We start from the raw sequence: 24,803 nt of genomic DNA, 5'->3' as shown, positions 1-24,803 counted from the left end.
CCCGTCGTGGTGGACGCCTCCAGGCGGGTTAGGCTCGCCCGGTCCACCCGACGCGCCCACAGCCCAGCCGGGTCCGATCCCACGAGAGGCACCTGCGATGAGCATGGAAGGCGCGGCCTGGAGCTCGCTGTACAAGATCTCCTCCGCCCGGGACGGCGGGCACGGGTTCGCCCGTGAGTCCCTCCGACGGATCATGACGTTCGCGGTCCCCTACCGGGCCAAGCTGGTGGTGTTCATCGCGCTGTCCGTCGTCGGGGCCTTCCTCGCCGTCGCGACACCGGTGCTCGCCGGCCAGGTGGTCGACGTCATCGCCGCCCGGGGCGCGGTCTCCACGATCGTCTGGTTGGCGGTCGTGATCGCGATCGTGGCGGTGGCCGACGCCGCCTCGTCGCTGCTGACGCGCTGGTACTCCGCGCGCATCGGCGAGGGCGTGATCCTGGACCTCCGCACCGCGGTGTTCAACCACGTGCAGAAGATGCCGATCGCCTTCTTCACCCGGACGCGCACGGGCGCCCTCGTGAGCCGCCTGAACAACGACGTGATCGGCGCGCAGCAAGCCTTCAGCGGCACGCTGTCCGGCGTCGTCACGAACCTGGTGGCGCTCGTCCTCACCCTCGCCGTGATGCTCAGCACGTCCTGGCTCGTGACCGTCATCGCGGTGGTCATGCTCCCGGTCTTCCTGATCCCGGCCCGCCGGATGGGCAGCCGCCTGGCCGCGCTCCGTCGCGAGGCCGCCGACCACAACTCCGCGATGAGCACGCAGATGACCGAGCGGTTCTCCGCGCCAGGCGCCACCCTGGTCAAGCTGTTCGGCCGGCCCGACGAGGAGGCCGAGGAGTTCCGCGTCCGCGCCGCCCGGGTCCGGGACATCGGGGTCCGCACCGCGATGCTGCAGTTCGTCTTCGTCACCGCGTTGATGCTCGTCTCCGCCCTGGCCCTCGCGCTCGTGTACGGCCTCGGCGGCTCGCTCGCGCTGGGCGGCTCGCTGAACACCGGCGACGTCGTCACCCTGGCGCTCCTCCTCACCCGCCTGTACGCGCCGCTCACGAGCCTCGCCAACGCGCGGGTCGAGATCATGAGCGCGGTGGTGAGCTTCGAGCGCGTCTTCGAGGTGCTCGACCTCGAGCCGCTCATCCAGGAGAAGCCCGACGCGTCCGCCGTCCCCGAGGGTCCGGTGTCCGTCGAGTTCGACGACGTCCGCTTCGCGTACCCGGCCGCCGACAAGGTGTCGCTCGCCTCCCTCGAGGAGGTCGCCACGCTGGACACCCGCGGTGGCGAGGAGGTGCTGCACGGCGTCTCCTTCCGGATCGAACCAGGGCAGACCGTCGCCCTCGTCGGGACGTCCGGCGCCGGCAAGTCCACGATCGCGCAGCTCCTCTCGCGCCTGTACGACGTCGACAGCGGCGCCGTCCGACTGGCCGGCGCCGACGTCCGCGACGTGACCTTCGCCTCCATGCGGCACACCCTCGGCATGGTGACCCAGGACGGCCACCTGTTCCACGAGACCATCGGCTCCAACCTCCGGCTCGCCCGGCCGGAGGCGACCGACGACGAGGTGTGGGACGCCGTCCGCCGCGCGCGGCTCGAGCCTCTCATCCGATCACTGCCGGACCAGCTGGACACCATGGTCGGTGAGCGCGGCTACCGGCTGTCCGGCGGCGAGCGCCAGCGCATGACCATCGCGCGGCTCCTGCTCGCCCAGCCGCGCGTCGTCATCCTCGACGAGGCGACCGCGGCACTCGACTCGACCTCGGAGGCCGCCGTGCAGGCCGCCCTGAGCGAGGCGTTGGAGGGCCGCACCGCGATGGTGATCGCCCACCGGCTCTCCACCATCCGGAGCGCGGACCTCATCCTCGTCGTCGAGGACGGGTCGATCGAGCAGCGCGGCACGCACGACGAGCTCCTCGCAGCGGGCGGACGCTACGAGGAACTGCACCGGACCCAGTTCGCGGTGCAGAAGAACGTCGCCGCCGACGAGAGCGCACTCGACGCACCCCGGTGACGGACTGGAGGCGCCGTGCCAGCCGGCACCGTGCCTCCAGTCCGTCAGTCAGTCCGTCAATCTCCCAGCGACCACCAGATCGCTTCGGCCCGAGCCTCGAGCGTCCACGGCGGCGCCTGCACCGGGTACACCCGCGTCGTGACGGAGCGACCGGCACTGGTGAAGACCTCGACCACGGAGCCGTCGAGGAGCACCCGAACTGCCGGTCGGTCCGACGCCTCGTCGAACGGGCACTGGATCACCGAAGGGCTCCGGTCAGCACGCCGGTCGACGCTGGCGGAGGCCCGGTCGACGGTGAGCGTGTCCGCCTCGGTGTCCACGACGACGTCGAGGAACTCGGCGTCGGAGAACCGGAAGCGGATGCGTCCGGTGACGGGGACCGGGAGCACGACCTCGGCCTGGGCTCCGATCGTCGCCCCCGCCGCGCTCGTCGGTACGCCCGAACGGAGCACGTCGACGGCCGGGTGCGGCTCGGTGCAGAGGCGGCCGTCCTCCAGCCAGGTGCGCCGAGGAAGCGAGATCGCGCCGGACCAGCCCGCCTGCTCGGTCCACTGCTCGGTCCGTCCCTCGGTGACCCACCCGAACAGCACCGGCCCCCACGAGCCCGTCCGCATCACCGATGCCGCGTAGAAGTGCCCGCCGTCGTCGATCCGGTACGGCCGAGGTTCGCCGAGAAGGGGGACCGCGAGCACGTCGCCCGGCCCGTCGGCATGGGACCACGACGCGACGATCGCCACGTCGGAGCCGTCGACCGTGATGACCTGGGGGCACTCCCACCCCTCGCCCGTGTCGACGCCGTGCACCGTCTCACGGGGCATCGCGACGAGGTCGCCGACGAAGGTCCAGTCGACGCCGTCGGACGAGCGGTAGTGCCGGACGGACGCCACCTGGTCGGCCCCCGCCGCGCCGACCGCCATCGACCAGCCGTCGTCGTCCTGCCAGACGAACGGATCGCGGAACATGGTGATCGCTTCGTCCGCGGAGGGGTCCGTGACCACCTGCACCGGCGCGCCGAAGGTGTTGCCGCCGTCGGTCGACTCGGCGAGCAGCACCGACTGGAACGGGCTGTGGTCGACCTTGCCGGAGTAGTACGCCCGGACGACCCCGTCGTGCAGGACCGTGTTGCCCGACCAGGCACCGCCGGAGTCGGCACCGCCGGGCACCGGCACGATCGCAGGACGGTGGAGGGTCCAGTGCACGAGGTCGTCGCTCGTCGCGTGCCCCCACTCCACCGGGACGTCGAGGTCGACCCGCGGCCGTGACTGGAAGTACAGATGGGCTCGCCCACCGATGTCGATCGGACCGTTCGGGTCGTTGACGTAGCCGCGCGGCAGCCGGACGTGGAACTGCGGGAGGTGGTGGTCGACGGCTGCGATCACGGTCGGGGCTGCTTCCTGGAACGGCGTCGGGACGCGGGCGTCGGTCACGGGCGTACCGGTCATCGGGACGACCCCGCGGTGACGCCCTCGATGAAGTACCGCTGGGCCACGATGAACAGCAGCACGCTCGGGATCATCGTCAAGACCACCCCGGCGAGCACGACCGAGATCGAGCCGGTGCCGAGGTTGCCCTGGAGGCCGACCAGACCGAGCGGCAGCGTGAACGTCTCCTGCTGGTTGAGGAAGATGAGCGGCCGGTAGTACTCGGCCCAGAACCCGGAGAAGTTCAGGATCGCGAGCGTCGCGATCGCCGGGCTGGCCATCCGCGAGTAGACGTGCCAGAAGACGCCGAACTGGGTCGCTCCGTCGATGCGGGCGGCCTCCCCGAGCTCCTTCGGCATCTGCATGAAGTACTGCCGCATGAGGAAGGTACCGAACGCGCTGCCGAGGGCGGGCACGATCAGGGACGCGATGGAGCCGGTCAACCCCATGTCCTTCAGGATGACGAAGACCGGGATGATGATCGTCTGGATGGGCACCATCATCGTGGCGAGGAAGACGCCGAAGATCGTGTTCTTCCCGGGGAAGCTGATCATCGCGAACGCGTAGCCGGAGAGGGTGCAGGTGATGGTCTGCCCGACGACGATGAGCAACGTGACGACCACGCTGTTCACGAAGAACTGCCCGATCGGGATCTGGTTGAACACCGCCGCGTAGTTGCTGAAGTCCCACGAGAGCGGGATCCACTGCGGTGGGTTCTCGAACGATTCCGCCGGCGTGCGGAGCGACGTGGTCAACGTCCAGAGCAGCGGGCCGAGCGCGAACACCGCGGCGATGATCAGGATGACCAGCCCGATGACGCTGCCGATCTTCGCGACGGGGCGCCGGCGACGGACGATGTGGGCGACGCTCGGCTGCGCGACGGTCTCCGGCGCATGGAGCGGATTGATGACGTCGGTCGTCGTCATTGGTAGAACACCAGCTTTCGTGCTGCGATGAACTGGATCCCGGTGATGATGCCGATGATGACGAGCAGCAGGATCGCGATGGCGGAGGCGAACCCGAACTGCAGGTTCTGGAACCCGGCCTGGTACAGGGAGATGGTCGCGGTCGTCGTCGCGGTGCCCGGCCCGCCCTTCGTCATGATGAAGGGTTGGTCGAACAACTGCATGGCGTTGATCATGGCGATGACGGTGGCGAAGAGGATCGTCGGGCTGATCAGCGGGATCTTGATCCGGAAGAGCGTGCGCCACGGCCCGGCGCCGTCGATGGCCGCGGCTTCCTGCACGTCGACCGGGACGGACATCAGGGCGGCGACGAACAGGACGAACGTGAAGCCGACCTGCTGCCAGACCACCACGAGCACCACCGTGACCTTGGCCCAGAACGGGTCGTTCAGCCAGTGCGCCCCGGGGAGCCCGATCTCGTTCAGGTAGTAGTTGATGAGCCCGAACTTCGTGTCGAAGATGTAGCCCATGAAGATCGACACCGCGGCGGACGACGCGAGCAGCGGCAGGTAGAACGACGTCCGGAAGAACACGCGCGTGGCGTTGCGCTTCCGGTTGTTCGCCAGGACCGCCAGCAGCATCCCGAGCGAGATCTGCAGGGCGACGATGCACACGGCGAGGACGACCGTGACCCCGAAGGACGCCAGGACCGGGCCGTCGGTGAACAGTCGGACGTAGTTGTCCAGACCGACGAACTTCGGACTGCTGATCACGTCCCACGACGTGAACGAGAGCCCCAGCGACGCGAGGATCGGGATGAAGGTGAAGACGGCGACGAAGACCACCGCCAGTCCGATCATCGCGTAGCCGAAGGAGGCTTCGCGACGCCGGACGCGCTTGGCCGCCGGGCGGTGGGCTGCGACCTCGGCAGCCCGCCGGGAGCGGATTCCTGTCGTCGTGGTCATCAGGACGCCTGCGCAGCGGCCTTCTCGATGTCGGCTTGCAGGCCGTCGAGCGCCTTCTTCGCGTTGCCGGACGAGATCGCTTGGGTGGTGCGCTGGTTGAGGGCCGTCGCGAGCGCGTTGTAGTACGGCGGTGCGGAGATGGGCACCGAGTTGTCCAGCTGGTCGTAGAACACCGACCAGTGCTCCGGTCCGGTCGTCTCGTACCGGTCCGCGGTCAACAACGACTTCTGCGCCGGGGTGGTGACGTTCCCGGGCCAGAGGGCGTCGAAGCTCTCCGGCTGCACCATCAGCTTGATGACCTCGAACGCGAGGTCCTTCTGCTTCGAGGAGTTGAAGATCCCGTAGCCTCCGGCCCCGAACAACGACTTGTTGCTCTTCCACGTCGGGAACTGCACGACGTCGAAGCTGCCGTTCTTCATGCCGGCGTTGTGGAGTCCGCCGGCCCAGAACCCGCCGCCGATCGTCATGCCGATGCGACCGGACGAGAACAGCCCCTGCAGCGTGCTGCCGCCGCCGACGTCGGGCGACGGTGACGCCCCGGACTTCTGGAGGTCGATCACGTACTGCAGCGCCTCGACCGCGGCATCGGAGTTCGCGGTCGGGTCGCCCCACTTCCAGCCGCCCTTGCGACCGCTGACCCCCACGGCGTTCCCGTCGAACGCCTTGCTCCCCCAGAGCCAGTCGCCGCCGGAGTAGCGCCCCTCCTCGAGGAGGTTGCCGTCGTTCGCGTACAGGAACGAGGTCCAGCTGCCCCAGAGCCGCACGACCCAGTCGAACGCGTAGGTGCTGCCGCCGACCTTCGCCAGGCGCTCCGCCGAGGAGTGGAAGTCGTCCATCGACCAGTTCGCGGCCGGACGTGCGAGCCCGGCCTTCTCGAACAGCGAGGTCGAGTAGAACATGCTGCCCGCGTTGAAGCTGTCCGGCAGCGTGTAGAGGTGCCCCTGGTACATCGTCGACTCGACCAACGACGGGTGGATGCCCTTGAAGTAGGCCGAGAGCCCGGACAGGTTCTTCGTGACGAGGTCGTCGAGCGGCGTCAACAGGTCCTTCGAGGCGAGCAGCTGCTGCCCCTCGGTCGCGACGCTGACGATATCGGGGACGTCACCGGAAGCGATCTGCGTGAGCACCTTCGCGAGGAAGTCGTTCCAGTCGGTGCCGTTGATGGCCGTGACCTGCAGGCTCGCCTTCTTGTCGAGCTGCCGGATCTTCGGCTCGATGGCCTTCTGCAGCGCGGTCGCCGCACTCTGCTCGCCGAAGTAGAGCATCTTGATCGTGCCCGTCGCGCCACCGCCGCCGGAAGTCGAGCACGCGGCCAGCGATCCGACGCCGGCGAGCGCGAGCCCGGCCGCACCGAACCTGAACAGCGTGCGTCGGTCGATCGGAGTGCTGAATCCGTTCGCCATGGGTCGCTCCTCTCTGAGCGATCGTGGCCCCGTCACGCCGGAGCCAATACGTATTTGCTCGCCGAGCGTACACACGTCGACCCAGTGAGGCAATACGTATTTGCTTCTGCCATGATGAGGGGGTCGAAGGAGATCAGATGGCGAGCCGAAAGCGGACGGAACCGTCGCACCGCATCACGATGAAGGACGTCGCTCGGCATGCCGGCGTCTCCCAGCCGACGGTGTCGTTCGTCCTGAACGACCGGCGCGACGTCTCGATCGCGGCGGACACCCGCGCCCGCGTGCTGGAGTCGGCCAAGGAGCTCAACTTCCAACCGAACCGAGCCGCGCAGTCCCTGCGGTCGAACCGGTCGTACACGGTCGGGGTGATCGCGGACCGGCTCGTCTCCCAGCCGTACGCCGGCCACATCGTGCTCGGCGTGCAGCAGGCGGTACAGGAAGCCGGCTACGTCTGCTTCGTCGTCGAGACCGCGCAGACCTCCGACGGCGGGAAGGCCGCCGTCGCGAACCTCGTGCAGCAGGGTGTCGCCGGACTGATCTACGCCGCGCCCGGCCCCGAGGACGTCAGACCCGTCTCGGGAGTCGACGACGTACCGACGGTCTTCGTGAACTGTTTCCCGCCGGACGGCGCACCGGCGGTCACCGTGCTGGCCGACGAGTACCAGGGCGGGTACGACGTCGCCGCTGCCGTGTTCGCCGCCGGGCACACCAACGTCGCGTTCCTCGGCGGTCCGGAGGACGACTACGCCTGTCGTGAGCGCAAGCGCGGGTTCGACGAGGCAGCCGCCGCAGCGCGGATCCCGACCGGTGCAGTCCCCGTCCGGTTCGGCACCTACCAGGTCGGCTCCGGCTACGACCTCGCGATGGAGTTCCTCGCGGAGGACCCACCGACCGCCCTCGTCTGCGGGAACGACCGCATGGCCGTCGGTGCCCTGATGGCCGCGCAGTCGCTCGGGCTGCGCTGCCCGGAGGACATCAGCATCGTCGGCTTCGACGACCAGCCGGACCTCGCCGACCAGATGCACCCGCCGCTGACCACGGTCGCACTCCCCCACCAGCAGATGGGCTTCGACGCCGGCTCGCTCCTGCTCGCCGAGACGCACGAGCCCGGCCGCCACCTCGTGCCGTGCGAGTACGTCCCACGCAGTTCCCTTGCCGCGCCGCGGACCAACACCGCACCGCGGACCGACACCGCACCGCGAATCGCCCTCGACCCGCAGGAGTCCGCGTGACCGCCGTACCGAGCACCCACTTCCGCCCGCCGAACGGCTTCGTGGGCGACGTCATCCCGTTCGAGCAGGACGGCCGAGCGTGGCTGTACTACCTGCTCGACGAACGACCGGAAGCGGCGCCCGTCGACCGACCGACCGGCATGCCCTGGGGTGCGGTGTCGACGACGGACTTCGTCACCTTCGAGGACCACGGCGTCGTGCTGCCCTCGGGCGGTCCCGACGCCGGCGACTTCGACTGCTACACCGGCAGTGTGGTCCGCGACGACACCGGCCTGCTGCACCTGTTCAGCACCGGTCACAACCCCCGCATCACCACGGAGACCGCACTCGGGCGGAAGGACGTCCAGGTCGTCTGCCACGCGACCTCCGACGGCGACCTCACCGCCTGGACGAAGCACCCCGAGTGGGACCTGCCGGCTCTGCCGGGCTACGCGCCCGAGGACTGGCGGGACCCGTTCGTGTTCCGGCCGTCCCACGACCGGCCGTGGCAGATGCTGCTCGCCACCCGACGACCGGACGAGCCGTACCGCCGCTCCGGGGTCGTCGCGCGCCTCGAGTCGGACGACCTCGTCACCTGGCGCGACGCCGAACCGCTCTGGGCGCCGCACCGGTTCATCGCCCACGAGTGCCCCGACGTCTTCCGGTGGGGCGACTGGTGGTACCTGGTGTACTCCGAGTTCTCCGACGCGTTCTGCACCCGCTACCGCATCGCGAGGTCGCCCGACGGGCCGTGGCTCGCTCCCGCGAACGACACCGTCGACGGTCGGGCGTTCTACGCCGCGAAGACCGTCGCGCTCGGTGCGGACCGGTTCTTCGTCGGCTGGATCGCCACGAAGGACGGTCAGCGCGACGCCGGCGCGTGGCAGTGGGCCGGCACCATGGCGACCCTCCAGGCCCACCAGCGACCGGACGGGTCGTTGCGCTTCGACCTCCCCCGGACCGTCACGGCGGCGTACACGGACGAGGTCGACGTCACGGCCGACTTCACGCCTCGGAACGGAGCAGCCGCAACGGTCGGCGGTGGCGCCACGAGCCGCTCCTCGTGCTGGGTCGGGCCCGAGCTGCCCGTCGAGGCGCTCGTGACCGTCGAGCTCGACGTCGCCCCGGACACCCGGTCGTACGGTGTACTGCTCCGCACGAGCGACGACGGCGAAGCGGGCTACGTGCTCCGCCTGGAACCGGACCGCGACCGACTCGTCCTCGATCGGTGGCCGCGCGGGACGACCGGTGGTGAGCAGTGGCAGATCCTCGGCGACGTACCGCATGCGGTCGAGCTCGAGCGCGCGGTCCCGCTCACCCCGGGTCGGCACCGCATCGACGTGCACCTCGACGGCGACGTCTGCGTCGCCGTCGTCGACGGCGCCGTCGCGCTGAGCACGCGCCTCTACGACCGCCCCAGCGGTCGACTCGCGCTCTTCGCGCAGGACGGTGCGTTCACACTGGAGCGGGCCACCGTCAGCACACGCTGACGGGCTCCGCACAGGCGGACGGGAGGCGCGGTACCAGCTGGCACCGCGCCTCCCGTCCGTCTGCTGGCTGGCTAGTGCTTCTCCTCCAGCGAGAGCGCGACGCCGAGGGCCATGAAGGTGGGCGCCCAGTGGCCGATGAAGATGCCCCAGCGGTCGGCCTGAGCCTTGCTGTCGGCCTTCTTCCCACGGGAGACCGACCAGCTGAGCAGCGACAAGCCGATGGAGGCGAACGCACCGATGTAGGCGTAGTCGCTCTTGACGCCGACGCTGGCGAGGTACTTGATGGGGTTCACGGTCAGTCCTTCGTCGAAGGCACACGAGGGTGTGTGCTGAGGGGGATGCTGCTCCCCTCCACGTGCGCGTCGTCGCAGGGAACGGTATCGAGGTGCTGCGCGCACGGCCCCGTCGTCAGTGGCTGCCGAGACCGTGCGCGGCGAGGGGCTCGTCAGTCGCGACCTGCCAGGCGGCGCCGGCGGGCGATGACGGCCATGCCGGTGCCGGCCAGGAGCAACGCTCCCGCGACGCCGAGGGGCACGGTCGGGTCGCTGCCGGTGAACGCGAGCTCACCGGTCGGGGTGGTGCCGCCACCGGCCACGGCAGTCGGTGTCGCACCGGTGACCGGCGGCGTAGTCGGGGCAGACGGCGTCGGGGTGGGCGACTGGGTGGCGGCCGGCTGGACGGTGATGACCACGGTCTGGGTGTCGTTCGGCGTCGTGCCGTTGGACGCGGTGATCGTGACCGTGGAGGAACCCGGCGTCGTGGGGGTGCCGGAGATGACGCCGGTGGTCCCGTTGATCGTCGGGCCGGCGGGCAGGCCGGTCGCGGTGTAGGTCGGGGTGGGGGTGCCCGTCGCTACCACCGCGTACGAGTACGGCGTCCCGGCCGTCGCCGTGGTGGGTGCGCCCGAGGTGATGACCGGCGCGGTCGTCTCGGAGGGTGTTCCCGGAGCCGGGCAGCCGGTGGACGCCGTGATGGTGTTCGTGTCGAGCGTCACGGCACCGGTACGGGCGAGCAGGCGACCCTGCACGGTCGCGCCGGTCGTGGCCGTCACGGACTGCTGTGCCAGGACGGTGCCCTGGAACTGGGCGCCGGTGCCGACCGAGGCCGAGCTGCCGACCTGCCAGAAGACGTTGCACGAGCTCGCGCCGCCGGTGATCGTGATCCGGCTGGCGGAACCGATGGTCAGCGTCGAGGCTGCCTGGAACACCCAGACCGAGTCCGCGCTGCCGGCCAGGGTCAGTGCGCCGTTGTCCGCCAGCGCCAACGCGCCACCGGAGTACACCCCGGGCGAGAGCGAGAGCCCGTTGAGTTCGGTGAGGCCGGTCTGCGTCGGGGACAACGACGCCGCGACGTCGTACGCGGTCGTGGTGTCGCGCTGGGCCTGTGCCGCGGCGGCGTCGGTCTGGTGCGTGGTGCCGTTGACCGAGCCGTTCGGCGCACCCCCGAAGCCCGTGATCGACGTGCCGGGCGACAGCCCGAGGTCCCCGTTGACGACGGACGGGCCGGTGTTCGTGACCGCGCTCGCACCGAGGACGCCGTAGGTCGCGGCGGTGCCGAGGTTCACCGGGCCGTCGATGACGGTCGCGGCAGAGGCTGCCGAGGTCGTCATCACCGACAGCGAGGCAGCGAGACCGATGCCGGTCAGCGCGATGATCGTGGGACGGAGGAAACGGGACGTGGCCATTTTGGCCCCTGTCTGATCGGGAGAGGGCCTGGGTGCACGTCGACGACGCGGGAACGTTCTCCTGTCTCCGCAGTATGCGCCTGATCGGCTGGGGATGAGGACAGGGCTCGAGGATCCATCGGATCGCAGGTGGAGCAGACGACCGTCCCGGAGTCGATCCGGGCCCCGGCGTCGGGCGGACTCCTAGGAGAAGACCTGCTGGAACGTGGTGACGACCCGCGTGATCCCCAGCACGATCCCGAGGACCGCGACCGCGATGCCCACCCAGAGCGGCCACATCGGCCGACCGGGCGCCACCTTCCGGACGACCACGTACCGGCCGATGAGGTACAGGACTGGAGACAGGAGGAACGACCAGCCCCACGAGAACGGGCGCACCACACCGCGACGTCGCAGTTCACGGTGGTCGAAGAACGCGAGGACGACCTCGGCGGCGAAGAGCAGGACGCTGAAGGCCTGCAACAGGAAGTACCCGGGCGTGTAGATCGAACTCGGATCCACCGTCCGGACCCCGCCGGGCGCGAGCGTGGCGTACCGGAACTCCGGGGTGTACAGGAGCGAGATCGGCAGCGCGACGAGCGGGAGCAGCGCGAGGATCCAGACGAAGACCGTGTCGGTGGGCACGTGGTCGGGGATCCGCGGGCGGTCCATCTGCTCGGTCGGCCCGTCGACGTGCTGCGTCCACTGTCCGCCGTCCCACCACCGGGTGCCGTGCTGTCCGGACGGGTCCGGGTACCAGCCAGGGGGTGTCGTCGACATCGATGCTCCTCGTGATCCGCGGGAGCGGCGGGCCCCCGCTCCGACCGTAGGGCACGGCGGAGATGACGGCTGCGATTCGGACATGACAGATCGTTCAGTTCGGTCCGGAGGCGCGGCTCCTGCCCGCAAGCGTCAGGGGCAGGGCGTTGACTACGTCAATGATCCCCAAGAGCCTCATCAACCAGGTCGAGGGCGCGACGCTCCGTGACCGCGACGGTGCAACGGTCGGCAAGGTGACACAGGTGTTCCCCTCCGACGAGGACGGAAGTGCCGCGTACGTCAGCGTCGCGTCGGGGATGCTCGGGAGGCGCCAGTCGCTCGTCCCGGTCGAGGACGCCACCTTCGACGGCACGGATCTGCGCGTCGGGTACACGAAGGACGCCATCGACGGCGCGCCGCACCTCGGGGCCGCACCCACGCTGTCCCTCGCCGAGGCGAACGCCGTTCGCAGTCACTTCGGGCTGTCCGCCGTCGGCGCAGCGACCGGGGACATGGGCGACCCGGACGAGAACCTCGACCAGGCCGGGACAGGTCCCGCAGGTGCGGACGACACCGAGGGCGCGGGGACCACGCCGCCCGCGTGAGCGGATCGCGGTCGCGTCGGCCGGGACGTCGAACCGGCCCGTGCTGCTCCACCGCTCCGTCGTCCACCCGTCGGGACGATCGCCGGTCGCACGTGTTGACCGGACCTGCGTCCGGGATGCCCGCGCCCGTCGGGCATCGTCTTGTATCCTGGCTCCATGAACGCCGAGACCGTCGCACTCCGCGCGACGATCGACGCCCACCGGTCCGCACTCGACGCGATCCTGGACCGGTACCACGCCCGGAACCCGCGCGTCTTCGGTTCCGTGGCACGCGGCGACGCCCGGGCCGACAGCGACCTCGACATCATCGTCGATCTCGACCCGGGTGCGGGCAACGATCTCCTCCGCGTCTCCGGAATCGGCGAAGAGTTCCGCCGCGAGCTGCACATGGACGTCGACGTGGTCGCCGAATCCCTCCTCCGGGACGCAGTCTCATCGTCAGCAGCCAGGGACGCGACCGCGCTGTGAGTCGTTCGGCGGCAGATCGCCGTGAGGACATCCTCGCTGCCATCCAGCGATGTGCGTCGTACCGCCACACCTCGACGCAGATGACGAGGCGCTCGCGGCGATGGCCTACGATGCGATCCTCCGGAACCTCGCAGTCATCGGCGAGGCGGTCAAGGCACTCCCCGAAGCGGTCACCGCGGGCAAGCCCGGCGTCCCGTGGGCGGCGATCGCGGGGCTTCGCAACGTCGTGATCCACGAGTACTTCCGGGTGCGCTCGGACATCGTGGTCGACGTCGTCGACAACGAGCTGGCCAAGCTCGCTGCGACGCTTGCCGGGACAGATCTGGCCGGTTGAGCACGCCTCCGGTGTGAGCAGAGGTCTGGAGGCGCGGTGCCAGCTGGCACCGCGCCTCCAGTCCGTCGCTCAGCGGCCCGTTGGCTCGTCGACGTCGTCGACGTCGCGCCAGTTCCCGATGACCGGGAACTCGGTGACCCGCAGCCGGGCGGAACCGTACGGCACCAGCCGCAGGTCGTCGTCGGGCCCGTGGTCGAGCACCGGGCTGGGCGGCGGGACCTCCGCCTGCGCACCGGCCATCCGCCACTCGGTCGCCCGCGCTCCCGGAGCGTGCAGCACGACCGCCGCGCTCTCCCGGTCCCGCAGCGACCACGGCGCCGCGGGCACGGCACCACGGGTGACCCGCCAGTCGGCGGCGTCGCGCAGGTCGGACAGCGCCCAGTTCCAGGACTGCCGCGCGTGCACCTCCCACTCGCCGATGCCCGGAGCCCCGTCGTGCGACACCCACCGCTCGCCAGGCGAGTAGACCATCGTCAACGGGCCGAGCCGCACCGCTGCCGCCTGGCGTTCGCGTCGGACCACCCGAGCACGCATCGGCAGCACGAGGACCACGTCACCGGCGGACGACCAGTCCCGCGACAGCGTCACGTACCCGTCGACCGCGGTGTCCAGTGCGACGGCCACTCCCCCGACGGTCAGCGTCGCTTCGGTCGCCCACGACGGGATCCGGACCCGCAGGGCGAAGGGATCCGTCCGTTCGGTCGCCACCCGGATCGTTACGGTCTCGTCGAACGGGTACTCGGTGTCGACCGTGATCGCCACCGGGTCCTCCCCGACGGACGTCGACACCTCGGAGGGTGCGTACGCGACCACCCGCAGCCCGTCGTCGTCGCGCAACCACAGGTGCGACACGAACTTCGGCCACCCCTGGTGCAGGTTCGCCGTGCAGCACCCGAAGTGCGGTTCGAGGCCGAAGATCCCGGCGTCGTCGGACGAGAAGCTCCACTCCCGACGGGCCACCGACACCTCGACCTGGTTCGCCTGCTGGTGGTACTGGTGTCCGCGCATCTCAGGGTCGCTCGACGCCGGCAGCAGGTTGTACGCCAGGTTCTCGAGCCGGTCCCCGTCGATCGCCCGGCCGTACACCTGCGCGTGGACCTCCTGCGTGAACATCATCTCGACGACCTGGCACGTCTCGACCCCCGCCGTCGCGGCCGGTCCGCCGAGCCACTCGTCGCCGGAGAACCACCCGTGTGCCTGTCCGTGCCACCGGTCGAGGTTCCCGAACGCCGACTCCGTGCGGGCCGCGTGTCCGGCGAGGGCGCGGTCGCGGAGCGCGTCGACGGCGCCGGTCTTCAGCCCCATCGCGACGTTCGGTCCGTGCGTCCGGTGCGAGAACACCCGCGCGGCTCCCGTGATGAGGTCGCCGGTCAGGTAGTCGTCCCACCGGATCGTCTGCGCTGCGAGCACGTCGACGAGGTCGAGCAGCCACGCATCCCCGGTCTGCTCGTACAGCCACCAGACCGACAGCGCGTTGTCGGCGCCGCGGGCTCGACCCCAGGACGTCAGCGGACGCCCCGGCAGCGCGTCGAGCTGATGCCGGAAGTACCGTTCCAGGAACGGCTCGACCCGCTCGTCACCCGTCGCGTCCGCGTGCTGCGTGAGGACCTTCAGGGCGACCATCCGCGGCCACCAGTCGTCGTTGCCCGCCGGGCCGAAGAACCCGTCCTCGCGCTGCGACCCGAGGATCCACTCGATCCACGGCGTCGCGAGGTCGAGCAACCGCTGGTCGTGCAGCACGTGCGCGAGCGGCACCAGGCCGTCGAGGTAGTACGGCCCGCGCTCCCAGTTCTCGCCCGGCCCGCCGCGCCAACCGCTGTCCGGGCCGACGTCGGGCCAGAGCGCCTCGAGCTGCCCGGTGATGTTGTCCGCCTGCAAGCGGAGCTGGTCGAGCAGCCAGCCGCGGGGTCCGATGCTCCCGAGCGGCAGGGGCCGGTGCGGCCGACCGCCGGGTGCGGGAGCGTCGGCAGCGGTGCCGGTGGTCGGGGTGTCCGTGATGGTCATTTGATGGATCCTCCGATGAGACCTCTGGTGTAGTACCGCTGCAGTGCGAGGAACAGCACGACCACCGGCACGGTCGCCACGCAGGCGACGGCGGTGAGGAGCCCCGGGTCGATCACCGGGACACCGGGGATCTTGAAGGACGTGCTGATGCTCGACAGCGCGAGCGGGAGTGTGTACTTGCTGTCGGTCGACAGGAACGTGACCGAGCTGAGCAGGTCGTTCCAGCCGGCCATGAAGCCGAACAGTGCGGTGGTGACGAGTCCCGGCCACGCAAGCGGCAGCATCACCGAGCGCAGGATCCGCCCGGTGCCGGCGCCGTCGATGGCGGCCGCGTCCTCGAGCTCCGAGGGGATGCCGTCGAACGTGTTCCGCATGACGAACACCGAGAACGGCAGCTGGAGCGTCACGAGCACCAGCACCACGCCGGCGAGCGAGTCGAGCAGCCCGAGCTTGCCGAGCACGATCGACAGCGGCGTGAGCAGCCCTTGGAACGGCACGACGAGCGGCGCCAGCAGGAGCACGAACACGATCGTCGAGCCACGGAACCGGATCTTCGACAGCGCGTACGCGGCGAGCGTCGACACGATCGCGACGAGCACGGCGACCGAGATCGCGACCACGAACGAGTTGACGATGTTCTGCCGCAGGTCCACCGACGGGTCGAAGACCTTCGTGTAGTTCCGGAGCGTCAGCGTCGCGATCGACTCGAACCCGATCCCCCGTGCGTCGGCGTCCGCCGGCAGGAACGACCGGAACAGGATGTACAGGACCGGTGCGATGAAGAGGAGTGCGAGCACCGTGCCCACGACGACGTACGCGACGCCGCTCGCGTGCACCCGACGACGACGCGGCGGGGTCACGCCCGGCACGTCGGTCCGGCCCGGTCCCCCTGGCGCCTCCGGCGCATCCGGCCTGGAGGCGCGGCTCGCGTTCCGTCGCGACGCTGCGGTCGTCCGTCTGGTCACGTCGGTGGCGCTCATCGTTCGTCCTCCTGTCCGGTGGAGCGCAGGGCCCGCAGCTGGACGATCGCGATGACGAGGATGATCACGGTGAGGATCATCGACAGGGCGGCGCCGTAGCCGAGGTCGTAGCGGACGAACGACTGCTGGTACGTGTACATGACGGTCGTCGTGGTCGAGCCGCTCGGGCCGCCCTTGGTCAGGACGTAGAACTGGTCGAACACCAGGATCGAGCCGGACACCGCGAGCAGCATGCACAGCGCGAACTGCCGTCGGACGAGCGGGAAGACCACCGAGCCCTCACGGCGCCGCCACCCGGCACCGTCGATCTTCGCCGCCTCGATCACCTCGGTCGGCACGGCCTGCATGCCCGCCATCAGCAGGATCATCGCGACGCCCATCGACTTCCACACCGTCAGGACGATGACCGCCCAGAACGCCGTGTCGGGCGACGTGAACCACGCCGTGTCGCCGTTGGTCAGGCCGACCGAACGCAGCAGGACGTTGATCACGCCGGTCCCCGGCACGAGGAGCACGTTCGCCATGTACGCCGCGGCGGTGAACCCGATCACGACGGGCATGAAGAACGCCGTCCGGACGAAGGAGACGAGTCGACCCTCGCCACGGACCATCGTCGCGGCGGCGTAGCTCGCAGCCATCCCGAGCGGCACCGACACCACCGTGAAGAGCAGTGAGAAGCCGAGGGAGCGCCAGAACGCGGTGTCCTGGAACGCCTGCGCGTAGTTCGCGACGCCGGCGACGCTGACCTTGCCGAGCAGCGGCCAGTTCGAGAACGACATCCCGACGAGCAGCACCATCGGCACGACGAAGAACACGACCGCGAGGACGAGCGCCGGCGCCACGAGCACCCACGCAAGCGTCTGCCGACGACGACTCGCGGAACGCGGACGGGAGCGCTTCGCCCCGTCCGCGACCCCGGCGAGCGCCGAGGAGGTGACGGCTGTCACTGCCCGACCTGGCTGTAGGCCTGCTCGATGAGGGAGTTGGCCTGCTTCTCGGCGCTCGCGAGGGCCGTCTCCGCGTCGGCTCCCTGGAAGATGACCTTCTGGGACTGCTGCGCCCACGGGCCGTTCGGGTCGTTGATGACCGCGTTGTAGGCGATGCTCTTCGGGAGCTTGCCGATCGCGAGCGTGTCGACGATGTCCTTGGACCAGTCGTCCGTCGCCAGGCTCTTCGCCACCGTGAGGTCCGGTGCGATCCAGCCCTGGGAGAGGTCGATCTCGGCGGCCTTCTTCGAGCTGACGAGCCACTTCATGAGCGACCACGCGCCGTCTGCGTTCTTCGCACCCGCGGTCATGCCGATCTCGTCACCGCCGAGGAACGACCCGGAGCCGCCGTCCACGCCGGGGATCCCGACGGCGCTGCCGAAGTCGGCCTTCTTCGCGGTGAGTGTGTTCGCGCCGCCGAAGACGATGCCGACCTTGCCGTTCAGGGCGTTCTCCTGCCCGACGTTGCCCGGGTCCTGGTTCGGCTCGTCGGTCTTCTGCATGAGCCCGGACTTCCACATGTCCTGATACCAGTCGACCATCCCGACGAGGTTGTCGCTCGTGAACTCCGCCTTCTGGCTCTTGCCCGCCGCCGTCAGGACGCTGCCGCTCTTCGCCCAGGAGCTCGGGAACCCGGTCCACGCCTGCCCGACACCGCCGAGGGTCGAGAACCCGGTGACCCCGCCGCCGAGTGCCTGGATCTTCTCCGCCGCAGCCTTCACCTCGGCGAGGGACGTCGGCGGCTTGGTCGGGTCGAGGCCCGCCTTCTCGAACAGGGACTTGTTCCAGAACATCTGGGATCCGGTGAGCGCCACGGGCAGGGCGTAGTTCTTGCCGTCGAGGGTGCCGATCTCGACACCGGCCGGCGCGAGGTCGCCCTTGTTCGACAGGCTCTTCACCTTGTCGGTGACGTCCGCCAGCAACCCCTGGGTCGCGAGGAGCGGGGTGTTGACGATGTCGTAGCTGACGAGGTCCGGGACCGATCCCGCACGGGCGGAGTTCGCGAGCTTCGTGAGGTACTGGTCGGCCTGGATCGTGGAGAGCTTGACCTGCACGTCCGGGTTCGCCTTCTCGTAGGCCTTCACCTGGTCGGTCAGGTCGACGCCGCCGTCACGCTGCCAGAGCGTCACCGTGCCCTTCGCGGTACCGCCGCTGTCGGCGGTCCCGCTCGAGGAGCACCCGGCCAACCCGAGTGCGGCGATCGTCAGTGCGGCTGCCGCGATCGCGGACCGCCGGATCGTGGATGTCTTCATCGTCATCTCCCGCTGTGCAGCTCGCCGCATCGTTGCGGCAATGTTTGCTGTAGTTGCCGAAGGTAGAACGGGACGAAAGCCGTGTCAATGCTTGACGTCCGAATCGTGATGCGGCAAGGTTTGCCGAGTGCCGTACGCTCGCATCGCAAGGAGGACGCCGTGGTCAACCGACGTGAGGTGACGCTCGCCGACGTCGCCGCCCAGACCGGCGTCTCCGTCGGGACCGTCTCCAAGGTCCTCAACGGGCGCGGGCAGATCGCCGAGGGGACGCGGCAACGCGTCGCTGCAGCGGCGACCGAGCTGGGACTGAGCGTGCGCGCCGAGACGCGAGTCGTGCCTCCAGGCCGGTCCTTCCTGGTCGGGGTGCTCTCCACCGACGCCTACGGACGGTTCACCATCCCGATCCTCACCGGAGCCGAGGACACCTTCGGGCCGGGCGAGGTGTCGATGCTGCTCGCCGAGAGCCGAGGCGACCCCATCCGCGAGGCGCACTACGTGCAGACGTTCCTGAACCAGCGCGTCGACGGCATCGTCGTGACCGGTCGCTCGAGCGACCCGCGGCCCTCGATCACCGGACTGCTCGGGGTGCCCGCGGTCTACGCACTGTCGCCGTCCCTCGACCCGTCCGACGTCTCGATCGTGCCGGGCGACGAAGCAGGCGCCGCGCGCGCGATCGACCACCTGATCGGCTCCGGCCGTCGTTCCATCGCGGTCATCTCGGGCGCCCGTCGGCACACCGCCAGCTCGCACCGCGTCGAGAGCGCCAAGCGCGCGATCGCCGCCGCGGGGGCGACACTCGCCGGTGGGGACGCCCTGTACGGCGAGTGGAGCGAGCGGTGGGGGTACGAAGCCGCCACGCGACTGCTCGGCACCGAGTTCGACGGGGTGTTCTGCACGAGCGACCAGATCGCCCGCGGGGTCGTCGACTGCCTGCGCGAAGCGGGGATCGCCGTGCCGACGCAGGTCGGGGTCGTCGGGGTCGACAACTGGAGCGTCATCACCGATGCTGCGCGGCCGTCGATCACGTCGGTCGACCTCAACCTGCGCGAGGTCGGGCGGCAGGCGGCTGACCTGCTCATGCGGAAGATCGCCGGGGAGGTCGTCGAGGGCGGGGTCCGGACGGCGGAGTGCTTCCTCGTGCCGCGGCAGTCGACGTGATCTCGCTTGATGGCGTGCTCGCTGCTGCTGGTCTGCCGGCCGATGGGCACTACGAGGCGAAGGGCGGGTGGGTCAGTCGGGCGTGGGTGGGGTCGTCGTACGTCGTGCGGACGGGTCCGCTTTCTGCCGCGGGGGCCTATGAGCACGAAGCTTCCGTCGTGGCACTGCTCGAGGGGACGGACGTGCCGCACGCTCGGCACATCGCGCACGGGACCTCGGCTGAGGGTGCCTGGTACGTCTCCTCGCGGTTGCCAGGTCGAACGCTGCACGACACGTGGCCGACCGCCTCGGTCACCGAGCGTCGGTCGATCCTCCACTCGCTCGGGGACGCGTTGCGGGCGCTCCACGGAGTGCCGGCGCCGGCTGCTCTGATGCCGCCGTGGCTCCGTGATGCCCTGGCCGGAGGCTCCTGGCCGGCGTACCACCCGCCGATTGTTGGTGCGGCGATGGCGCTCGTCGAGGATGCCGGATCGTCCGCTTCTGTCCGCTCTTGGGTTTCCTCACACTTGCCGCTGTTCGACGCCGATCCGCACGTGCTCGTCCACGGGGATCTGCACGGGTCGAACATCATGGTCTACGACGGGAAGGTCACGGGGCTGATCGACTTCGCCGAGGCCGTGGCACAGCCGGCGGACGTCGAGCTCGACACGATCCTGCGGTGGTGTGCACGGCCGGAGGAGTTCCCGCCGACGCCGTCGTCGCGGGGGCTCGATGTGGCGTCGTTGGCTCCGGTGCGGGGGTGGTTGGAGGAGGCGTACCCGGAGTTGTTCGCGCGGCCGTCGCTCCCGGATCGGCTGGCGTTCTACGACCTGTGGGTGGAGTTGGCGATCTTCGGGCACCATCCGGATGCGGCGGTGCGGGCGGTGGCGGAGGGGCGGATCCGGCGGACGGTCAGCGGGTCAGTTCCTGCTTGATGAGTGCGGTGGCGATCTTGTCGGCGGCGTGAGGTGGTTTCGCGAGGGCGTGGACGACGGCGGTGACTCCGTCGGCTTCTGCTATCACCGCACCGGCCGCTCGTACCTCGCCGTTGATCCAGGTCGTCGCACCCTCGCGCTGCCAGCTCACTCGCCGTGCTGCTGGGGCGTCGTCCGCGAGGGCCCACTCGGCGTAGCGACAGAGGTCCTCGAAGGTCGACCACACGCCACCGGCTGCGGCGTACGGCGAGCCGGTCAGTGCCCACGGCGTGATGGTCTTCCTGAAGACCAACCTCGCGAGCACACGCTGGTCCGGATCGGGGTCGGTCGTCGCCGTGCGGATGTCCGCCGGCTCGAGGACGTGCTGGCGGACGGCTCCGAACCAGTCGCCGTGCACATGGTCGAGCACCTCACCGAGGAGCGCGTAGCCGAGGTTCGAGTAGACGTACGCGCCGCGGGGTGTGGCCGGGACCATCGCCGCGTGGTCGAGCGGTTGGCCGACCGTCGCCCGGTAGGGGTCGCCGAGCGGATTGTCGCCCATGCCACTCGGGAGGCGTGGGAGACCCGAGGTGTGGTGGACGAGGTCAGCGATCGTGATGCGCTTGTCGGGGAGCTGCGGGAGGAAGTCAGCGACGAGACGGTCGGCGTCGAGCGTCAGGTGGGCCGTGGTGCCGACGAGGCCCTTCGTGATGCTGCCCCACTCGACGAGGGAGCCGGTCGAGTAGGGGCCGTGGGCGTCGCGCACCGATCTCCAAGCCCCTTTCGTCCGGAGGCTGGCGCGCCACCGCCCCGATGTCTTCCGCGGATGCCGCACGCCCCGCCCCTTTCTCGAAAGCCGTCAGATCCAGAATATTGCCGTTCCTCCCGTCGGGGCGCTAGCGTTGGCCGCGTGGGTGGAGCAATGGTGTTCGCATTGGCATCCGAGATCGGTGCAGCAGTTCTCGTGACCTGGCTGACCTGGAGGGCCGCCAGCGGAACCTTGGCCCGGAACGACCTCGCCGGGGTGCGGACGCGGATCACGATGTCCAGCGATGCCGCGTGGCAGATCGGACATCGTGCAGCGCTGCGTCCGACGGTCATCGCCGGGGCGGTCACCGTGTTGTGGTGCTCCGTGAGCATCGGCGTTGCACAGCTCCGCACCCCGGTCTCCGTGATCGTTGCCGCCGTGGTGCTCGTCGGCGGCGCGCTCCTCTCCATCACGGTCGCCCATCGCGCGGTGCGCCGAGCATCACCCGATGGATGAGTAGCCCCGCCCGTCGGCGGCGCCACGCCACATTCAACCCGCCCGGTCGCAGTCGTTGGGATCCGACAACGCGCCGAGCCGTAAAGCAACGCAGACACACCGAAAGTGATCATCGACGTCCCCTGGCTGCTCACCGTGTGGCTCTTACTCCCCTCGATCGTCACAGCCTGGTGACTGGACAGCCATCCCGGAAGGCATGACAACGGCAGAAGTAGTAGGCAGCTGAAGCCCCTCGCGATCGCGCTCTTCAGCGCATGAGTCTGCGCGGCCATCGCCGGGATCATCATGAACGCACTCGCGATCCTCGACGTGGAGGACACCGAAGCAACGCAGCTCACGATGCCGTCATCGCCTTTCCTGATGCTCTGCGTTGTCAGCGTCATCGGCGGCGGGACGATCGTCACTGACATCAAGCAGCAACGCCGTCGCCGCTGGCGCAAGCAGTGAACGGTGAGTCGCAAGGACTTCCCGTGGCGCCGGACGCACCAGCGCCTGGATTCTTGCCAACCATCCCGTGATGGCGAGCCTGAAGCGATCCGGCAGAGTCTCGCCAACCGTCAACTCGAGAGGCGTCTATGCGGGCGACACACCCAAGAATATGTAGAGTTGCGCATCCAGAGTGTTAGGTGCAGGTTTGCATCACCGAGCATCGGTGCTCGGCCCAGCAACGCCGCTAGGGACAGGAGAATCCCAATGAAGCTGTTCACGCTCATGCCCGCACGCACCGCACTCGTTGCGTCTGCCACTGCGGCACTACTCGGATCCATGCTCGTGGCGAGCCCGGCGAACGCAGCCGAAGCAGCCCCGGCACCAGAGCCAGCGATCTCGGAAGCCACCGTGCAGTCGCTCTTCGACGCAACGAACCAGAAGACGCATCAGTTCGACGGCGCACTTGCACGGCAGCACGGTGTGGACCCTGCGCTCGTGGACTCGTACGCCACCGGATTCGCCGCAACGGGCGGCACCGTCGAGAACGCCACCATCGACAGCGCCCAGGTCGCGAAGCTGCGGTCGGCGGTCATCGGAAAACAGGCGTGCACCGGGAAGAACCGCTACGACTACACCGGCGCGCAGCTCAACGTGTACCTCAACAGCTGCAACACGAACGTGATGATCTCCGTCATCGGCGGCGGTGTGGGAGTCATCGGGACCATCGCCGGAATCCTCAGCCCCACCGGATTGCCTGCAGCGGCAGTCGGCGTCCTCGCCGGAATCCTCGCGGTTGCCGGAGCATTCCTCGGCGTGTGCGCCGCCAAGGGTCGCGGTACCGTCATCCACAACATCCCGCCGTCGACGATCACCTGGTGCAACTCGCAGTAGCAGCGGACCAGAGGAAAGGAGCTACCAATGCGATACCTCATCGCCGTCCTGCACACGTTGGCAGGCGCCACCGTAGGAGCAGCGATCACGCTCGCAATCGTCAGCAACGTCGCACTCCCGCACGGCAGCACCACATCGACACAGCTCACGATCCTCACGCTGCCACTGGCCGGCATCGCGATCGCCTGCGCAGCAGCTCTGATCGTTATTCAAAGCCCAAGGCGCACGAACCGGACACACGCCTGAAGCTCACGACAAGATGCCGGTCAGGCGCAACGAAAGACCCCCTCCGCTGAGGGGGTCTTTCGCGTACCGCAAGCGGATCGGCTACCGAGACAGACGCACGACCCTGACGGATGCCCCGCCGAAGGACTGCGTCTTCTCAGCTCCGTCGCGCTCGAATCCGTTGCGCCGGTAGGAAGCCTCGGCGCGGGGATTGTCGTCGGCCATCCACAAGAACGCCGCATCGTCGCCGACCGCGGCATCCAGGAGCTGCTGCCCTGCGCCCGATCCGTAGGCGGAAGCGAGGACGTAGATGCCCTCGAGCTCGCAGTGGGCGGGAGCAGACTCATCCCTGCCGGATCCCGCAGATGCCCAGCCGATGATCTTCTCTCCGTCGAGCGCAACGACTACGTCGGTGACCCCGTCAGCGATGATCGTGCGCCAGCCAGTCTCGCGTCGTCCCTGGTCGAGTGCCGCCAGGAACTCCGCAGGCATCAGGTGCGCGTAAGCCTCTCGCCACGCATGGATGTGGACGGCCGCAATCCCAGCGGCAGCCGATCGATCATCGGACACTGCTTCATCTGAGTTACCCGGATCGGACCCCGATCCGCTCCCTTGCCTCAAAATCGAAGTATGCGCATCGGAGATTTCGCGGCCAGGACTGGAGCAAGCGTGAGAGCGCTGCGCTACTACGAGCAACAGGGCTTGCTCGCACCGCAGCGGACCGCCGCCGGGCAGCGGGTGTACAGCCCACAGCATGAGAGCGCCCTCGCTACCATCCGCGACTTGCTCGCCGCTTGCTTCTGTAGCTCAGTGATCCGGGCACTCCTGCCTGCGCTGTCAGATCCGGTCATGTCATCCGAGCGACTACGGTCCACCGTCGATGCTGCCGAAACACGGCTCCGCAGTGAGAAACACGTGATCACGCAAGAACTTGATCGCCTGGCGGAACTGCGCATTCAATGGGGCCTTGCCCCTCACCCGCACGTCAGGAACGAGAGTGGGAGTCATGACGAATCCCACGACCCCGAAGCAGCTCCGTTTGATCATCGAGACCGACGACTTCGACGAGGCGGTCCGCTTCTACCGTGACACGCTCGGCATGCCCGAACAGGTCGCGTTTGCCACGGACGGCGATGACCGAGTTGCGATCCTCCATGCAGGAATCGCCACGATCGAGCTCGCCACTCCCACCCACGCGAGCAACATCGACGAAGTCGAAGGCATGCCACCGGCGCACCCCGGCGCTCCCGTGCTCCGGATCGCGCTGGAGGTGGAGGACACTGATCTCACCGTCGCTCGTACGACCGAAGCTGGGGCCGACCTTCTCGCCCCGTCGATCCGGACCCCCTTCCAGTCGAAGAACGCGCGTGTGCAGGGTCCTGCGGGGTGGCAGATCACGTTCTTTCAGGAACTCGAGACTCTGCAGGACCGTGGAGAGAGTCCCGGGTTCACGACTGACGACAGACGCGACCGGTAGACCAGCCCCTCGATGCA

The 24,803-nt window shown here is 69.2% G+C and carries 27 protein-coding genes; 14 read left to right on the top strand and 13 right to left on the bottom strand.

The features are described 5' to 3' along the window. The first annotated feature begins 97 nt into the window (after window positions 1-97). On the top strand, window positions 98-2,002 hold the full coding sequence (locus FS532_RS04950; protein WP_144750995.1) for an ABC transporter ATP-binding protein: 1,905 nt from the start codon (window positions 98-100) through the stop codon (window positions 2,000-2,002). Between the two features lie 56 nt (window positions 2,003-2,058). On the opposite strand, the gene FS532_RS04945 is transcribed toward FS532_RS04950, so the two are convergent. Genes FS532_RS04945 through FS532_RS04930 form a run of 4 tightly spaced genes read right to left on the bottom strand, consistent with a single transcriptional unit; the run spans window position 2,059 to window position 6,696 of the window. Further along, entirely contained in the window at window positions 2,059-3,444 is a 1,386-nt protein-coding gene (locus FS532_RS04945; RefSeq protein ID WP_144750993.1) for a glycoside hydrolase family 32 protein, read from the bottom strand. Next, window positions 3,441-4,349: a carbohydrate ABC transporter permease gene (locus FS532_RS04940; RefSeq protein ID WP_144750991.1), complete on the bottom strand. Its 909-nt coding sequence runs from the start codon at window positions 4,347-4,349 to the stop codon at window positions 3,441-3,443. The genes FS532_RS04945 and FS532_RS04940 overlap by 4 nt, the downstream gene beginning before the upstream one ends. Continuing rightward, window positions 4,346-5,293 (bottom strand): carbohydrate ABC transporter permease, encoded by a 948-nt coding sequence (locus FS532_RS04935; RefSeq protein ID WP_144750988.1) that lies wholly within the window; start codon window positions 5,291-5,293, stop codon window positions 4,346-4,348. The genes FS532_RS04940 and FS532_RS04935 overlap by 4 nt, the downstream gene beginning before the upstream one ends. After that, a complete protein-coding gene (locus FS532_RS04930) occupies window positions 5,293-6,696 on the bottom strand; it encodes an ABC transporter substrate-binding protein (protein ID WP_144750986.1) in 1,404 nt (467 codons plus the stop codon). Before FS532_RS04930 ends, FS532_RS04935 begins: the two co-directional genes overlap by 1 nt. 137 nt (window positions 6,697-6,833) lie before the next feature. Between FS532_RS04930 and FS532_RS04925 the strand changes: the two genes are divergently transcribed. Both FS532_RS04925 and FS532_RS04920 read left to right on the top strand, forming a co-directional pair. Next, on the top strand, window positions 6,834-7,928 hold the full coding sequence (locus FS532_RS04925; RefSeq protein WP_144750984.1) for a LacI family DNA-binding transcriptional regulator: 1,095 nt from the start codon (window positions 6,834-6,836) through the stop codon (window positions 7,926-7,928). Beyond that, a complete protein-coding gene (locus FS532_RS04920; RefSeq protein WP_144750982.1) occupies window positions 7,925-9,397 on the top strand; it encodes a GH32 C-terminal domain-containing protein in 1,473 nt (490 codons plus the stop codon). Before FS532_RS04925 ends, FS532_RS04920 begins: the two co-directional genes overlap by 4 nt. A 71-nt stretch (window positions 9,398-9,468) precedes the next feature. Here FS532_RS04920 and FS532_RS04915 read toward each other — a convergent pair whose 3' ends face one another. The 3 genes from FS532_RS04915 to FS532_RS18890 form a co-directional block, all read right to left on the bottom strand. Continuing rightward, window positions 9,469-9,690 carry a hypothetical protein gene (locus tag FS532_RS04915; RefSeq protein ID WP_222121941.1) on the bottom strand — a complete coding sequence of 74 codons (222 nt, stop codon included), beginning with the start codon at window positions 9,688-9,690 and terminating at the stop codon, window positions 9,469-9,471. 152 nt (window positions 9,691-9,842) lie between these two features. Then, a complete protein-coding gene (locus FS532_RS04910; protein WP_144750981.1) occupies window positions 9,843-11,081 on the bottom strand; it encodes an ice-binding family protein in 1,239 nt (412 codons plus the stop codon). Between the two features lie 183 nt (window positions 11,082-11,264). Then, the gene (locus tag FS532_RS18890) at window positions 11,265-11,840 is read right to left on the bottom strand and encodes a DUF2510 domain-containing protein (RefSeq protein ID WP_222121940.1); all 576 of its coding nucleotides are present in this window, start codon (window positions 11,838-11,840) and stop codon (window positions 11,265-11,267) included. Window positions 11,841-11,998: 158 nt separating this feature from the next. Between FS532_RS18890 and FS532_RS04900 the strand changes: the two genes are divergently transcribed. The 3 genes from FS532_RS04900 (at window position 11,999) to FS532_RS04890 (ending at window position 13,226) form a co-directional block, all read left to right on the top strand. Continuing rightward, entirely contained in the window at window positions 11,999-12,424 is a 426-nt protein-coding gene (locus tag FS532_RS04900) for a PRC-barrel domain-containing protein (protein WP_144750979.1), read from the top strand. Between the two features lie 156 nt (window positions 12,425-12,580). Continuing rightward, window positions 12,581-12,892 carry a nucleotidyltransferase family protein gene (locus tag FS532_RS04895; protein ID WP_144750977.1) on the top strand — a complete coding sequence of 104 codons (312 nt, stop codon included), beginning with the start codon at window positions 12,581-12,583 and terminating at the stop codon, window positions 12,890-12,892. 49 nt (window positions 12,893-12,941) lie between these two features. Then, the gene (locus FS532_RS04890; protein ID WP_222121939.1) at window positions 12,942-13,226 is read left to right on the top strand and encodes a HepT-like ribonuclease domain-containing protein; all 285 of its coding nucleotides are present in this window, start codon (window positions 12,942-12,944) and stop codon (window positions 13,224-13,226) included. A gap of 69 nt (window positions 13,227-13,295) precedes the next feature. Here the strand turns inward: FS532_RS04890 and FS532_RS04885 are convergent, their stop codons facing one another. Genes FS532_RS04885 through FS532_RS04870 form a run of 4 tightly spaced genes read right to left on the bottom strand, consistent with a single transcriptional unit; the run spans window position 13,296 to window position 18,449 of the window. Beyond that, window positions 13,296-15,230 carry a beta-L-arabinofuranosidase domain-containing protein gene (locus FS532_RS04885; RefSeq protein ID WP_144750975.1) on the bottom strand — a complete coding sequence of 645 codons (1,935 nt, stop codon included), beginning with the start codon at window positions 15,228-15,230 and terminating at the stop codon, window positions 13,296-13,298. Beyond that, a complete protein-coding gene (locus FS532_RS04880; protein ID WP_144750973.1) occupies window positions 15,227-16,210 on the bottom strand; it encodes a carbohydrate ABC transporter permease in 984 nt (327 codons plus the stop codon). The genes FS532_RS04885 and FS532_RS04880 overlap by 4 nt, the downstream gene beginning before the upstream one ends. Next, window positions 16,207-17,157: a carbohydrate ABC transporter permease gene (locus FS532_RS04875; RefSeq protein WP_144750971.1), complete on the bottom strand. Its 951-nt coding sequence runs from the start codon at window positions 17,155-17,157 to the stop codon at window positions 16,207-16,209. The genes FS532_RS04880 and FS532_RS04875 overlap by 4 nt, the downstream gene beginning before the upstream one ends. Next, entirely contained in the window at window positions 17,154-18,449 is a 1,296-nt protein-coding gene (locus tag FS532_RS04870; protein ID WP_186321917.1) for an ABC transporter substrate-binding protein, read from the bottom strand. Before FS532_RS04870 ends, FS532_RS04875 begins: the two co-directional genes overlap by 4 nt. Window positions 18,450-18,608: 159 nt before the next feature. On the opposite strand from FS532_RS04870, the gene FS532_RS04865 reads away from it, so the two are divergent. Further along, window positions 18,609-19,607: a LacI family DNA-binding transcriptional regulator gene (locus FS532_RS04865; RefSeq protein ID WP_186321916.1), complete on the top strand. Its 999-nt coding sequence runs from the start codon at window positions 18,609-18,611 to the stop codon at window positions 19,605-19,607. Further along, window positions 19,577-20,521, top strand: coding sequence for a phosphotransferase family protein (locus FS532_RS04860; protein WP_144750965.1), 945 nt, complete (start codon window positions 19,577-19,579; stop codon window positions 20,519-20,521). Before FS532_RS04865 ends, FS532_RS04860 begins: the two co-directional genes overlap by 31 nt. On the opposite strand, the gene FS532_RS04855 is transcribed toward FS532_RS04860, so the two are convergent. Beyond that, complete coding sequence (locus tag FS532_RS04855; protein WP_186321915.1) at window positions 20,499-21,266, bottom strand: serine hydrolase domain-containing protein; 768 nt, start codon at window positions 21,264-21,266, stop codon at window positions 20,499-20,501. The genes FS532_RS04860 and FS532_RS04855 overlap by 23 nt on opposite strands. 144 nt (window positions 21,267-21,410) lie before the next feature. Here FS532_RS04855 and FS532_RS04850 point away from each other — a divergent pair, with 144 nt between their 5' ends. From FS532_RS04850 to FS532_RS04840, 4 genes are all read left to right on the top strand, one after another. Next, window positions 21,411-21,764 (top strand): SdpI family protein, encoded by a 354-nt coding sequence (locus FS532_RS04850; RefSeq protein WP_186321914.1) that lies wholly within the window; start codon window positions 21,411-21,413, stop codon window positions 21,762-21,764. 285 nt (window positions 21,765-22,049) lie between these two features. Further along, window positions 22,050-22,211 carry a hypothetical protein gene (locus FS532_RS18625; RefSeq protein ID WP_186321913.1) on the top strand — a complete coding sequence of 54 codons (162 nt, stop codon included), beginning with the start codon at window positions 22,050-22,052 and terminating at the stop codon, window positions 22,209-22,211. Between the two features lie 246 nt (window positions 22,212-22,457). Continuing rightward, the gene (locus FS532_RS04845; RefSeq protein WP_144750959.1) at window positions 22,458-23,084 is read left to right on the top strand and encodes a hypothetical protein; all 627 of its coding nucleotides are present in this window, start codon (window positions 22,458-22,460) and stop codon (window positions 23,082-23,084) included. A 27-nt stretch (window positions 23,085-23,111) separates the two neighbouring features. Next, window positions 23,112-23,330 carry a hypothetical protein gene (locus tag FS532_RS04840; RefSeq protein WP_144750957.1) on the top strand — a complete coding sequence of 73 codons (219 nt, stop codon included), beginning with the start codon at window positions 23,112-23,114 and terminating at the stop codon, window positions 23,328-23,330. Between the two features lie 81 nt (window positions 23,331-23,411). Here FS532_RS04840 and FS532_RS04835 read toward each other — a convergent pair whose 3' ends face one another. Continuing rightward, window positions 23,412-23,801, bottom strand: a complete 390-nt coding sequence (locus FS532_RS04835; RefSeq protein WP_144750955.1) for a GNAT family N-acetyltransferase — start codon at window positions 23,799-23,801, stop codon at window positions 23,412-23,414. Window positions 23,802-23,939: 138 nt separating this feature from the next. Between FS532_RS04835 and FS532_RS04830 the strand changes: the two genes are divergently transcribed. Further along, on the top strand, window positions 23,940-24,398 hold the full coding sequence (locus tag FS532_RS04830) for a MerR family transcriptional regulator (protein ID WP_144750953.1): 459 nt from the start codon (window positions 23,940-23,942) through the stop codon (window positions 24,396-24,398). Continuing rightward, window positions 24,316-24,786, top strand: coding sequence for a VOC family protein (locus tag FS532_RS04825; RefSeq protein WP_186321960.1), 471 nt, complete (start codon window positions 24,316-24,318; stop codon window positions 24,784-24,786). The genes FS532_RS04830 and FS532_RS04825 overlap by 83 nt, the downstream gene beginning before the upstream one ends. Window positions 24,787-24,803: the final 17 nt, after the last annotated feature.

This window comes from Curtobacterium pusillum, assembly GCF_007673235.1.
In the GTDB taxonomy this organism is placed as follows: domain Bacteria; phylum Actinomycetota; class Actinomycetes; order Actinomycetales; family Microbacteriaceae; genus Curtobacterium; species Curtobacterium pusillum_C.
This window is presented reverse-complemented; position numbering and strand designations above follow the sequence as displayed.